General features: G+C 41.5%; 14 protein-coding genes and 1 pseudogene. 9 read left to right on the forward strand and 6 right to left on the reverse strand.

All coding sequences use genetic code 11. From position 1 onward, the window contains the following. Positions 1 to 61: 61 nt before the first annotated feature. The gene (gene copZ / locus FN960_RS13755; protein WP_143849305.1) at positions 62 to 268 is read left to right on the forward strand and encodes a copper chaperone CopZ; all 207 of its coding nucleotides are present in this window, start codon (positions 62 to 64) and stop codon (positions 266 to 268) included. Between the two features lie 87 nt (positions 269 to 355). Here copZ and chrA read toward each other — a convergent pair whose 3' ends face one another. Next, entirely contained in the window at positions 356 to 1,531 is a 1,176-nt protein-coding gene (gene chrA / locus FN960_RS13760) for a chromate efflux transporter (RefSeq protein WP_143849306.1), read from the reverse strand. Positions 1,532 to 1,562: 31 nt separating this feature from the next. Continuing rightward, entirely contained in the window at positions 1,563 to 2,480 is a 918-nt protein-coding gene (locus FN960_RS13765; protein WP_143849307.1) for a helix-turn-helix transcriptional regulator, read from the reverse strand. A gap of 144 nt (positions 2,481 to 2,624) precedes the next feature. On the opposite strand from FN960_RS13765, the gene modA reads away from it, so the two are divergent. From modA to FN960_RS13780, 3 genes are all read left to right on the forward strand, one after another. Beyond that, positions 2,625 to 3,380 (forward strand): molybdate ABC transporter substrate-binding protein, encoded by a 756-nt coding sequence (gene modA / locus FN960_RS13770; RefSeq protein ID WP_143849308.1) that lies wholly within the window; start codon positions 2,625 to 2,627, stop codon positions 3,378 to 3,380. A gap of 1 nt (position 3,381) precedes the next feature. After that, positions 3,382 to 4,035 (forward strand): molybdate ABC transporter permease subunit, encoded by a 654-nt coding sequence (modB, locus tag FN960_RS13775; RefSeq protein ID WP_143849309.1) that lies wholly within the window; start codon positions 3,382 to 3,384, stop codon positions 4,033 to 4,035. A 233-nt stretch (positions 4,036 to 4,268) separates the two neighbouring features. After that, complete coding sequence (locus FN960_RS13780; protein ID WP_143849310.1) at positions 4,269 to 4,910, forward strand: NAD(P)-dependent oxidoreductase; 642 nt, start codon at positions 4,269 to 4,271, stop codon at positions 4,908 to 4,910. A 71-nt stretch (positions 4,911 to 4,981) separates the two neighbouring features. Here the strand turns inward: FN960_RS13780 and FN960_RS13785 are convergent, their stop codons facing one another. After that, positions 4,982 to 6,439, reverse strand: a complete 1,458-nt coding sequence (locus tag FN960_RS13785) for an MDR family MFS transporter (RefSeq protein WP_143849311.1) — start codon at positions 6,437 to 6,439, stop codon at positions 4,982 to 4,984. Positions 6,440 to 6,663: 224 nt separating this feature from the next. Between FN960_RS13785 and FN960_RS13790 the strand changes: the two genes are divergently transcribed. The 5 genes and pseudogenes from FN960_RS13790 to FN960_RS13810 all read left to right on the forward strand — a co-directional run bounded on the left by FN960_RS13790 (position 6,664) and on the right by FN960_RS13810 (position 9,669). Beyond that, complete coding sequence (locus FN960_RS13790; RefSeq protein ID WP_143849312.1) at positions 6,664 to 7,317, forward strand: TetR/AcrR family transcriptional regulator; 654 nt, start codon at positions 6,664 to 6,666, stop codon at positions 7,315 to 7,317. Positions 7,318 to 7,357: 40 nt separating this feature from the next. Continuing rightward, positions 7,358 to 7,861, forward strand: coding sequence for a GNAT family N-acetyltransferase (locus FN960_RS13795; RefSeq protein WP_143849313.1), 504 nt, complete (start codon positions 7,358 to 7,360; stop codon positions 7,859 to 7,861). Continuing rightward, on the forward strand, positions 7,848 to 8,597 hold the full coding sequence (locus FN960_RS13800; RefSeq protein WP_143849314.1) for a class I SAM-dependent methyltransferase: 750 nt from the start codon (positions 7,848 to 7,850) through the stop codon (positions 8,595 to 8,597). Before FN960_RS13795 ends, FN960_RS13800 begins: the two co-directional genes overlap by 14 nt. 2 nt (positions 8,598 to 8,599) lie before the next feature. After that, positions 8,600 to 9,121 (forward strand): GNAT family N-acetyltransferase, encoded by a 522-nt coding sequence (locus FN960_RS13805; protein ID WP_260682018.1) that lies wholly within the window; start codon positions 8,600 to 8,602, stop codon positions 9,119 to 9,121. Further along, a pseudogene (locus FN960_RS13810) lies at positions 9,118 to 9,669 on the forward strand (cysteine hydrolase family protein). Before FN960_RS13805 ends, FN960_RS13810 begins: the two are co-directional and overlap by 4 nt. 164 nt (positions 9,670 to 9,833) lie before the next feature. On the opposite strand, the gene FN960_RS13815 reads toward FN960_RS13810, so the two are convergent. From FN960_RS13815 to fadR, 3 genes are read right to left on the reverse strand one after another with little or no spacing between them, the layout of a single operon-like run. Beyond that, entirely contained in the window at positions 9,834 to 10,817 is a 984-nt protein-coding gene (locus FN960_RS13815; protein ID WP_143849316.1) for an electron transfer flavoprotein subunit alpha/FixB family protein, read from the reverse strand. 15 nt (positions 10,818 to 10,832) lie between these two features. Next, complete coding sequence (locus FN960_RS13820) at positions 10,833 to 11,600, reverse strand: electron transfer flavoprotein subunit beta/FixA family protein (RefSeq protein ID WP_143849317.1); 768 nt, start codon at positions 11,598 to 11,600, stop codon at positions 10,833 to 10,835. 24 nt (positions 11,601 to 11,624) lie between these two features. Then, a complete protein-coding gene (gene fadR, locus FN960_RS13825) occupies positions 11,625 to 12,212 on the reverse strand; it encodes a fatty acid metabolism transcriptional regulator FadR (RefSeq protein ID WP_143849318.1) in 588 nt (195 codons plus the stop codon). Positions 12,213 to 12,282 lie beyond the last annotated feature (70 nt).

Consider the following 12,282-nt stretch of genomic DNA (forward strand, 5'->3'; position numbering starts at 1 on the left):
ATTAAAGAGAAATAAAACGTAAAATAAAGATAGCAAAAACACTCAAAGGAGATGAGGAAGCATGAAATCAATTACGTTAAACGTAAAAGGAATGTCCTGCGGCCACTGTGTTCAGGCGATTGAAGGAGCTGTAGGAGAATTAGAAGGGGTAGAAGAGGTTAAAGTCAGTCTTGAAGAAGCATCTGTGAAGATTTCCTTTGATGAAAATGTAACAGGTCAAGCAAAGATTGAAGAAGTCATCGATGACCAAGGCTATGATGTTGCTTAAAAACCATTAAAGAAATCCGTACCGCTCATAGTGGTACGGATTTCTTTGTGAAGTGCGTCTACCTGCAATTTCTAATAAAAATATCTACTACAAAACAGCCAAAAGCTGACCCACAACCGCTCCTGTTACTACAACAACCCAAGGAGGAAGCTTCCAGTACGCTAGCATAAAAAATAATAACGCAGCTAAAGAGAAATCATATACAGTTAAAATAGAAGTGGTCCAAATTGGCTGGTAAAAGGCAGAGATTAAAATGCCCACAACGGCTGCATTAATGCCTAGGACCGCTGCTTTCATATGTTGATTCTTCTGTAAATCCATCCAAAATGGCAAGGTGCCAAAAATCAATAAGATGGCAGGGAGAAAAATAGCTGCTGTTGCCCCGAGCCCGCCTAGCCAGCCACCCATGTCTGCCCCAATATAAGCGGCAAAGGTAAATAGAGGGCCGGGAACAGCTTGAGCTGCACCATAACCTGCCAAAAAGGATTCTGCACTAATGAGTCCTGTTGGCACAAATTCTCGCTCTAAGAGGGGAAGAACTACATGCCCGCCTCCAAAAACTAAAGACCCTGAACGGTAGAAGCTATCAAAAATGGAGATCCATGTTGCCGAACTAGCACCACTGAGTAAAGGAAGACCAATTAATAACGAAAAGAAAATCGTTAAACAGATCGTGCCAAAGCGCTTTGATAAGGGAATATGTATGTCTCCTGCACTGTCTGTTTGCTTACCTTTAAAGAGAAACCAGCCAGCTGCCCCAGCTAATAAAATTGCACTGACCTGTGCAAGGACATGAGGGATAAGTAAGGTAATCAGTAAGGCAATCAGTACAATCGTTTTTCTTTTCATATCAGGAGCAAGATTACCCGCCATGCCAAGAATTGCATGAGCGACAACGGCTACAGCTGTAACCTTTAATCCTTGAATAAATCCTGAATCCATTAACTGATAGGTTTGTGCAATATAAACAAAGATAATTAATGCAAGTACAGATGGAAGGGTAAATCCAATAAACGATACTAATCCGCCAGCCACCCCAGCTCTCGCTGCACCGATACCAATGCCAACCTGACTACTTGCTGGACCGGGCAAGAACTGGCAAAGCGCTACTAAATCAGCATAGCTTTTATCTTCCAGCCACTTTCTCCGAACAACATATTCCTCACGAAAATAGCCAAGATGGGCGATAGGACCACCAAATGACGTGAGGCCAAGCTTTGTTGATACAATAAAAATTTCTAATAACCTCTTAAGCTGCAGCATCGAGAGCCTCTTTTCTCTTTGTTATTTTTTACTACTGTTCATACATGATTTGCCCAGTATAGTTTGTTGAATAGCCTCCTAATGCTTCAAGCTCTTGCTTAAACTCTGGAGAACGAAGGAGGGAAAGTGCATGATGAATCCAACTCTGATTCTCCGTTGTTTTAAGTATGACTAGATCGTAGCGCTCTTCAATTAAAGGTACAAAATCTACATCTAAGATACCAGCGGCTTTTTCAATTCCGACACCTACATCTGCTTTGCCTTGCTTAACTACGCTAGCTACACTGAGGTGACTTGTTTCCTCATGTTGATAGCCGATGAGACTTTCTCGAGAAATGTTGTGTAGATCTAACTGCTCGTCTAGCAGGATACGTGCGCCTGCCCCAATCTCTCTATTTACAAGTTTTATATTTTTCTTATGAAGGTCTTTCCAGGAGTAAAGCTGTTTAGGATTATGTTTCTGAACATAGAATCCTGCCTGTCTACAGATGAGGTTCACGACTATGTAGGATCTTCCAGTAAGGATCCTTTTTATATAAGGAAGATTATATTGTCCGGTCTGTCCATCAAATAGATGCACGCTCACAATATCTCCGCGTCCCTGATACATGGAGATTAAGCTATTGAGACTTCCCTGATTGGAACGAAGTGTTTTAATACCTGATGTTGCTTCTAATTGTGACCCAAGTAAGTCAAGACACATATCTTGTCCGCTAATAATAATGGAGCTTGGGTTGCTAGCGGGTGAGGAAGCCATGTCTCTTTTGTCGACTTCATAACTCATCCGGTTTCTCTGTTTATACATGTTTAATCCTTCAGAATCCACTCGCATTTGTTTGCCCACACGATAGGCAGGCAGCTCTCCTTTTTTTATTAAATCATACACGGTTAGCTTAGATACTTTTAACATCGTTGCGATTTCTTCGGTCGTATACGAGTGTTCATTCACGGCTTTTGACCTCACTTTCTCTTTAAGTTTATCAAAAAATAATAGAGAAGACAGGTTTGTTTCTAATTATAACTAGATATATCTAAATATAATTAGATATAATCAAAGGTAATAATCTGTAATTAAAAATGAGGTGAGCTACTAATGAAAAAATGGACAGGTTTAATTGGTCTTGGTTTTCTATTGGCAGGCTGTGGAAGTGCAAATGAGGAAGCAACCGATATTCATATCATGGCAGCGGCAAGCCTCACGGATGCGCTTGGGGAAATTAAAGAGCACTATGAGCAAGAGCATCAAGTGAATTTAGTTATTAACTATGGCTCGTCGGGAAAATTGAGAGAGCAAATTAGCCAAGGTGCACCAGCTGACATCTTTTTATCTGCATCTTTGTCGGATATGGAAACGCTAGAGGCAGATGGGGAAGTGAGTGAATCAGTTCATGCCCTGAAAAACCAATTGGTGATGATCTCTACTCCTGAAGCGGCAGAAGGGCTGAGCGAATGGCAGGACATTACAAACGATGATATACAGGGAATCGCCATGGGCCAGCCTGATAGTGTTCCAGCTGGCAGATACTCACTTGAAGCATTAGAGAATCAAGGCATTTGGGAAGAGATCCAGGATAGGGTTGTTTACGGGACGGATGTACGTCAGGTTTTGACCTATGTTGAGACGGGAAATACGGATGTTGGATTAGTATATCAAACAGACGCTCTTTCGTCGGATCAAATAGAGATTATTGATACCGCCCCTGAACAATCTCATGAACCTATTATTTATCCTATTGGACTATTAACAAATGCTGAAGAAAACGAGTCAGCTGAAGCATTCTATCAATATTTACAAACAGAGGACGCGCAAACGGTTTTTGAAGCGTACGGGTTTGAGCGGGGAGAGTAGGATGGAATTTTGGACACCCATATTTGTTTCTTTACGAGTTGTAGCCCTAGCAAGTGTCTTAGCGTTTATTCTTGCGATCATCGCGGCGTGGTTCTTAAAGAAAAGGAGATTTAAAGGAAAGATATTTATTGAAACCTTTTTGATGCTGCCATTAGTTTTGCCTCCAACTGTGATCGGTTTTGGACTGTTGGTGATGTTTGGGAGAAGAAGTGTCGTTGGGCAGTGGTTTGAGGTGTTATTTAATCAGCCGATTGTCTTTACATATATAGCTGCTGTTTTGGCGGCCTCTGTTGTCGCCTTTCCCTTAATCTATCAGATGCTAGTGAATGGCTTTGAACATGTTGATAATGATTTGGAAGCAGCAGCCAGACAAATGGGTGCTTCTGAAAAGCAAGTATTTTGGCATGTGACGCTCCCGCTTTCTTGGCGTACCTTAATTACAGGCTATATGCTAGGCTTTGCCCGAGCATTAGGAGAATTCGGTGCCACGCTAATGTTTGCAGGTAGCATCGCAGGAGTCACCCAAACCATTCCAACCAGCATTTATATCGCCGTCGAATCAGGAAATCAAGGCATGGCATATTATTGGGTCTTCTCCATCATTGTATTTTCCTTCGCCCTTTTAGCCGTTGTACAACGCTTAAAAAAAGATTAATGTCAGAAATCTGAGGCATGCTAATTTATTTTTTTATCCATGAGTTAGTTTTCTTTTTAAATGTAATACTAACGGTTACAATCAGAGGTGTGAATCCGTCGCTGAATAAATTGTTGCAATGGAGAATGTGCTAGCAGAAATGACACTTGAAGATGTATTGACTAGTTTACCGGAAAAGTCTAAGTAACTCTCTTTTTCCTAAAGAATATCATTCAAAATTTGGAGGGATTAGCATGAACGTAGCTGTGATTGGAGCAACAGGTAAAGCAGGTCAACTTATCGTAACGGAATTAAAAGAACGAGGACACGAGGTGACGGCAATTGTACGCCAAGCCTCTAAACTTACAGAACCAAATATAAACGTTATAGAAAAAGATGCCATAGACATTCAAACGGAGGACATCGACCCATTTGATGTAGTAGTAAACGCCATTGGCTTCCCACCTGAACATTCGGATAAGCATGTTACCTTTGGTCGGTTATTAATTGATTTATTTGCAGAAGTGAAAACAGCAAGACTGATTGTCGTAGGAGGAGCAGGCAGTTTATATGTGGATAAAGAACACACTACTCAACTCATAGATACACCTGATTTTCCGGAGATATTTAAGCCAGTTGCTGATGGATCTAGATTAAATCTGGCTGACCTTAGGGAAGTACAATCGTTTGATTGGACAATGATTAGCCCGGCTGCTGATTTTCGAGCAGATGGAGCTCGGACAGGCACCTATACAAAGGGCGGGGAAGAACTACTGCTTAACAAGTCTGGAAACAGCTATATTAGCTATGCGGATTATGCCATTGCGGTAGCTGATGAGGTGGAATCTGGCTCTGTAATAAATGGTCGCTTTACAGTCGTCGGAGAAGAGGCATAAAACAAAAACAAAAGGACAAGAGGAAGGGTTAATGCACCCATTCATCTTGTCCTTTTTAGTGTTATCTAAAATTATTTTACAGGTTCTTGCTTACTTCTTCTCACAAATAAAGCTAGAATCACCGCGGCACAGGCAAAGTAAAATCCAGTTGCAAAGCTCTGCTGTGATCCAACCGTTAAGGCTTCAACCGTTTGTTCAAGTGAAGGTTGACTTACCCCCGATAAATGGTTTTGCTGACCGTTCTCCATAATGGCAATAAATAGAGCCGCTCCAATCGCTCCAGATACTTGCATAAGCGTGTTGGCAATGGCTGTTCCATGAGGATAAAGCTTTGGCGGTAGCTGATTAAGTCCATTTGTTTGTGCTGGCATCATAATCATTGCAACAGAGATCATTAAAAAGGTGTGCTGAATAACAATGATCCAGATAGGGATTCCTGGTGTTGAAAAACGGTACGTAAACACCGTGATAGCGAGCAGTATAGTACCTGGGATCAAGATTGGACGTGGTCCAACGGCATCAAATAATCTTCCCATAATCGGAGACATAGCCCCATTGATTAGCCCACCAGGTAGCATAACAAGACCAGTTGCTACAGCAGTAAACAGTAAAGCACCCTGCATATAGATTGGCAATACAAGCATCATCGCAAACATGGTCATCATCACAAGCATCACAAGCAGAAGTCCGACTAAGAACATCGGGTAGCGGAAGACCCTAATATCAAGCATCGGTTTATCTAAACGTAACTGTCTCCAGCTGAATAACCCGAGTGAGACAAAACCTATGATTAGACAGGAGAATACCACAGGGTCTGCAAAGCTGGCATCGCCTTTCCCGGCAGCACTAAATCCGTAAACAATTCCACCAAACCCGAGTGTGGAGAGAATAAAAGAAAAGACATCTAGGCGCGGTTTAGACACTTCTGTTACATTCTTTAAAATTCTAATTCCAAATAGTAAGGATAGGATTGCTATAGGCACTACAAAGTAAAATAACCAGCGCCATGAAAGGCTTTCTACAATCAATCCTGAAATCGTTGGACCAATGGCTGGAGCAAACATAATAACTAAACCAACCATACCCATTGCAGCTCCCCGGCGTTCAATCGGAATGACGGATAGGATGACATTCGTTAATAAGGGAATCATAATGGCAGTGGCAACAGCCTGCGTTAATCTTCCTATTAATAGAAACGTGAAAGAAGGACTAAATCCACAAATGATCGTTCCGACTGTAAATAAGGTCATAGCCGTAATAAACAGTTGTCTAGTCGTAAAGCGTTGCATGAAATAAGCTGAAATAGGGATTAAGGTTCCAATGATTAACATATATCCAGTGACCAACCACTGAACCGTGCTCGAGTTTACATTAAAATCAAGCATAATGGTATTTAAGGCTACATTTAAGATGGTTTCATTAAGTATAGCTACAAATGCACCAGACAATAAGACGGCCATCAGTGGCACGACCTTTATTTCTGGCATGTCTTTTTTGGCGGCAACTTCTTCAGTTGAACTAAGAGCCATATATACTCCCCCTGTGTTCTCTAATTACGAAACGCGAACGTTCACTAAAAGATAATATCACTCTCTTTAATGAAACGCAATCGTTTCGTATTTTGTGGGATTCACTAAGAACTGGTATGATAAATACATAATTGTATGTGTAACAGACCTGTTCTCATTATCAAAAATGGGGGAACGCTTTCCGCAGGCAGGTATTGCTCTATTTCTACAAAAGGGGGATCCATATGAGTGAGATCACTGGAGATCAGGGGGAAAGTAAACGAGGCAGACCGATGGATCCGACTCGGAATCAAGTTATTATTGAAACAACACTCGATTTACTTGCTCAGGTTGGCTATGATTCGTTGACGATAGAAGCCATTGCACAGCAAGCAAGAGTAGGAAAGGCTACGATTTACAGAAGATGGCCATCAAAGGTAGAGCTAGTGATAGAAGCGATTTCTTCGATCAGTCCATTTGAATCTTTAGTAGAAAAAGTGAGAAAGAGTCAAAGCTTACGTCAGCAGCTAATAGACTTATTATGTCTTTGCTCCCAAGAAGAACACGAAGTTTACCAACAGGCAATGACAGCCATTGGTTCTGTGTTACCGCACAACAAGGATTTAGAGCTAGCCCTTCACAATAACTTTTATGAAAAAATTCGAGCAGCGATAGCTACAATTATTACCCCTTTTCTGCTTCCCAATCATGAATTGCAAGCGGAAAGATTGGACCTGTTAGCTGATGTAGGACCGGCGTTACTCATCTATCGCTCGTTCTTAGTTAGAAAATCCTTTGATATAGCCTATATTACAAGAATCGTTGATCATTTAATTCTTCCGATGCTTCAACACGATATCATCTCAAATCATGATCAAGCTCAACATGTCTCAAAATGATTAGTTGGTGAGCTTGATTTTGCGTTAGAAGGAGATATGTATGTACCTTGAAAAGATTAGTCAAAGTAACAGAATAGAAGTCGTCTCTTTTTTTGAAAAACAATGGGGCACTGATGAAATGGTTATTTCCAGCGGAGTATATCACTGCGCAACACTTAATGGATTTGTCTATAAAGTAGATTCTGCAAAGGTTATTGGGCTCATTACCTATGTTCAAAAAGGTGAGCACTGTGAAATCATCTCGTTAGATAGCATAAAAGAGAATCAAGGCATAGGGTCAAAACTTTTAGAAGCCGTTGAGAACATAGCTAAAGAGAAAGCTTGTGCAAGCATACAACTTGTAACAACGAATGATAACCTGGACGCTCTACGTTTTTATCAAAAAAGAGGGTACAGGTTAAAAGCAATCCTATCAGATGCAGTAACTAGAGCCAGGAAGCAGAAGCCTACGATACCTTATATCGGGAATGGTGGCATTCCGTTAATAGATGAACTTCTTTTAATAAAAACGTTAAACGATGGTGATCTCCTTGAAACAAAATAAGTATGATGATGAAGATTTTTTTCGTGCATACGAGAATATGCCAAGATCTGTCCATGGGTTAACAGCGGCAGGTGAATGGCATGTTTTACAAAAGCACGTGCCTAACCTTAAAGGTAAACGAGTCCTGGATCTAGGCTGTGGATTTGGTTGGCACTGCAGATATGCAGTGGGAAAAGGTGCAGCACAAGTAACAGGTATCGACATCTCTAACAACATGCTTGAAAAGGCAAAAACCCTTCATTCGAATCCTTCTATTACATATATACAGCGACCGATTGAAGAGGCGAAATTCGCCAGCAACTCCTTTGATGTGGTGATTAGCTCACTTGCTTTTCATTATGTAAAGGCTTACCGGGAAACCATTCAGCGAATATATCAATGGTTAAGCAATGGGGGCACCTTGCTATTTACAGTGGAACACCCTATTTTTACAGCAAGGGAAGAGCAGGATTGGATCATTGATGAACAAGGTACACGCTCCTATTGGCCGATCGATGATTATCAACAAGAGGGGAAAAGAATAACGAGTTTTCTTACAAAGGATGTAGTGAAATATCACCGCACCATTTCCACCTACACCAACGAGTTAATTCGAGCGGGATTTGTACTTCAAGCAATTGAAGAGCCTAAACCAACCAAGGAAGCACTACAGCAATCCGAGGAAATGAAGGATGAATTACGTAGACCTATGTTTCTCATGATGTCAGCTAAAAAACAAGAGGAGGAGCGGCATTGAACGTGTATCTGTCAAAACTAAGTGAAGGTGACGCAGAAGAGCTATTCCAGTTTGAATCTATCAATCGAGCTTTTTTTGAACAAATGATTCCAAGTCGTGGCGACCTCTACTATGAATACGAAACTTTCTATTCCTATCATTTGCAACTACTAGAAGAACAAAAAAATGAACAATGCTTGTTTTATTTAATGAGAAATACAGACTCACATATTGTAGGAAGAGTAAATTTAATTGATCTAGATGAAGAGGGCATGATGTCCATAGGCTATCGAATTGGTGAATTATTTATAGGCAAAGGTATGGCCACAGAGGCTGTAAGACTGATCATAGAAAAAGCAGCAGCACATCCAAAAGTAAAACGAATATCTGGAAAAACGACCGAAAACAATATTCCATCTCAAAAGGTGTTAGAGCGAAATGGATTTATTCTCACCGCGGCAGATGAGGATAATTTTTATACTAATGACAGAGGGGAATCCTTTCGTTTTGTTCAGTACATATTGGATGTGGAGGGACATAAATGAGTCAGGCACTGGTAGTCATTGATGTCCAAAAGGCGTTTGAACACCCTTCATGGGGAAAAAGAAATAACCCTCAAGCAGAAGAGAATATAAAACAAGTGATAGCTAGGTGGCGTGCCTTAAATTTTTCCTTTCTTCACATACAACATGTTTCCGATAATCCTACCTCACTTTTTTATAAAGAGTCAGAGCTGGTAGATTTTAAAGAAGCAGCAAAACCTCTGAGTCATGAACCTATTTTTCAAAAGTAGGTGAACAGCGCCTTTATTGGAACAGAGCTTGAACCGTATCTTCGCAGCCACGGGATTGAAAATCTAGTCATCGTTGGACTTACAACCCCGCATTGTGTCTCAACCAGCACTAGAATGAGCGGAAACCTTGGCTTTGAAACAATTCTCCTTTCCGATGCCACAGCTTGCTTCGAATTAACTGATCAACACGGGGTAGTGTACGACGCTGAAACCATTCACAATACCTCACTTGCAACATTACATCATGAATTTGCTGAAGTGATGACAACAAAAGAGCTTTTGGGTAGAACTGACCGATAGAGCGGTTGTTAGCGGGGACATAGCAACTAGGAAGATACATCGCCCCAGAGGAAAAAACATCGGAAACAAGGCAGATTCATCGCCTGGGCAACAAAACACACGCAACCAATTACCCAGCACTAAAAAAAGCGCCACCCCCACATCATGAAGGGGTAACGCTTTTTTTATGCTTTTGCAGCTATGGCTGCCCTGAACTCTTCTGTGAGCAATGGAACGATTTCGAATAAGTCACCGACAATGCCGTAGTCAGCGATTTTAAAGATAGGAGCTTCAGGATCTTTGTTGATCGCAATGATGAGCTTGGATTGGCTCATACCGGCGACGTGTTGAATGGCGCCGCTGATTCCGCAGGCAATGTAAACTTCAGGGGTGACCACTTTTCCCGTTTGGCCGATTTGCATGGCATAATCGCAATACTCTGCGTCGCAGGCTCCTCGGGAAGCACCAACGGCTCCGCCTAGCACATCTGCAAGTTCTTCTAGTGGTTTAAAGCCTTCCGTTCCTTTGACGCCGCGGCCACCAGCTATGACAACGTTGGCTTCTGCGAGGTCGATCGTTCCTGTTGATTTTTGAACAACATTCCGGATGGTTGTGCGCAGAGAATCTGGTTTTGGATAAGCAAGATCTACTCGTTCCGCATCACTTTCCGAGACCTCAGCTGCGGGTATGTTATTAGGTCGAATGGTTACAACCCACGGTGTACTGCGAAATACTTTATGCTCAGAGGCTTTACCGGCATAAATAGGACGGGTAAACACAAATTCATCTCCAGCTTTTTCAATAGCGGTTACGTCAGAGATTTGTCCGGCATCAAGCCTGGAAGAAATGATCGGAGACAGGTCACGTCCTATTGCTGTGTGACCCAAATATACTCCTTCAGAACCTGACTCTTTAATAATGTGCATGACCGCCGCGGCATATGACTCAGGATTATAATCTCGCAAGTCTTCATGGTCCATCACATAAAGGGTTTCCGCGCCGCATTTCGCTAAATTATGTGCCGCTTGATCTAACTCAAATCCAATCAAAGCGACATGAATCTGGGTTTCTTCAGAGGTTGATTGCTTTGCGGCTTGAATGGCTTCATAGGTCACCTGACGAATGCTCTGATCGCGGTACTCGGCAATAACTAATATACTTGCACTCATGAATTCATCTCCTCCTTAAAATAAATTAGATGTTGATTTTAAGTGGCTGATCAGTTGTTTTACTTGCTCAGAGGAATCTCCGTTTAACATCTCGCCTGCCGTTCTTTTGGCTGGCAACGAGAGCTCCATTCTTACGGTTTTTGGAGAAAGCTCTGCTTCCGTAATGTCTAGGTCATCCAAAGATAAGGTGGTGAATGGTTTTTTCTTTGCCTTCATAATGCCCGGTAAGCTGGGGTAGCGAGGCTCATTTAAGCCTTGTTGGGCTGTGAATAAGGCTGGTAGCACAATCTCAAGTTCTTCTGTATCACCTTCAGCATCTCGCAAAACGGTTGCTTTGCCTTGATCAACCGTTACATTTGTTATGGAGCCAGCATGGGGGATATTTAAAAGGTCTGCTACTCGAATACCTACCTGACCAGCACCGTTGTCCACGGAAAAATATCCGCCCAAAATCAGATCAAAGGATTGGGTTTGAAGGTAAGCAGCTAATACCTTTGAAAGACTAGTTTCATCAGAACCAATTCGATCATCTGAGATAAGAATGGCTTCATCAGCGCCCATCGCTAAGGCTGTTCGTAAAGCTTCAGCACTGCGTTTAGTTCCAATAGAAAGAACGTAAACGCTTCCATTTGTTTGCTCCTTAAGCTGAATGGCCTCTTCAACGGCATATTCATCATAGGGATTCAGAACAAACTGAACCCCATCCTCTGAAATAGCCCCATCTTCAATAACTACTTTTTCTTCTGTATCAAAGGTTTGCTTTACCAATACATAGATATTCATTTGAAAAGCTCCTCTCTAAAAATATTAATCTGCTCGTAACCCTTTGAGAAAAAATTCAACAGTTGGATCGACTTGCTCAGAAAGCGAATACTTTTGCCCGGAGATCAGCCAGCTTGTGACCACTTCATCCATGGCTCCAAACAATAATAGTCGAATTAGCTTGGGATCAAGTTCTTTTCTGAATTGACCTGCCTCAATCCCTTTAACAATGGTGTTCTCAAGAAGTTGAATGTAAGGCTTCACGGCCTGACCGATTTCGACTCTCATCTCCATATTGCTTTGACGTAGCTCAATTTGAGTCACATAAGCAAAGGCTGGATTAGCTTCTAGCTCTGAAAAATGAATGTGACAAATGGAATGAATCGCTTCCTCAGCATTAGATATATGCTCAAGGCTCGTGTGAAATTTCCCCACAAGCTCGCCAAGCTTTTCTCGAAATAATGAAATTAGGATATCCTCTTTATTTTTAAAATAGAGGTAAATCGTTCCGTCGGCGACGTTCGCAGCCTTTGCAATCTTTGAAACTTGCGACTTGTGATAGCCATTTTCTGCAAAGACATGAACAGCCGCATTAAGAATTTGGTTATATTTTTCTTTTTTTCTACTTGTCATGTTAGCACCTCGGTGTTAAGATTCAGTTAATTAGTGAATGAATACTCATTCATTTTTTATTATCTTATTT

Origin of the sequence: Alkalicoccobacillus porphyridii, from assembly GCF_007293315.1 — a bacterium.
Lineage (GTDB): Bacteria > Bacillota > Bacilli > Bacillales > Bacillaceae_D > Alkalicoccobacillus > Alkalicoccobacillus porphyridii.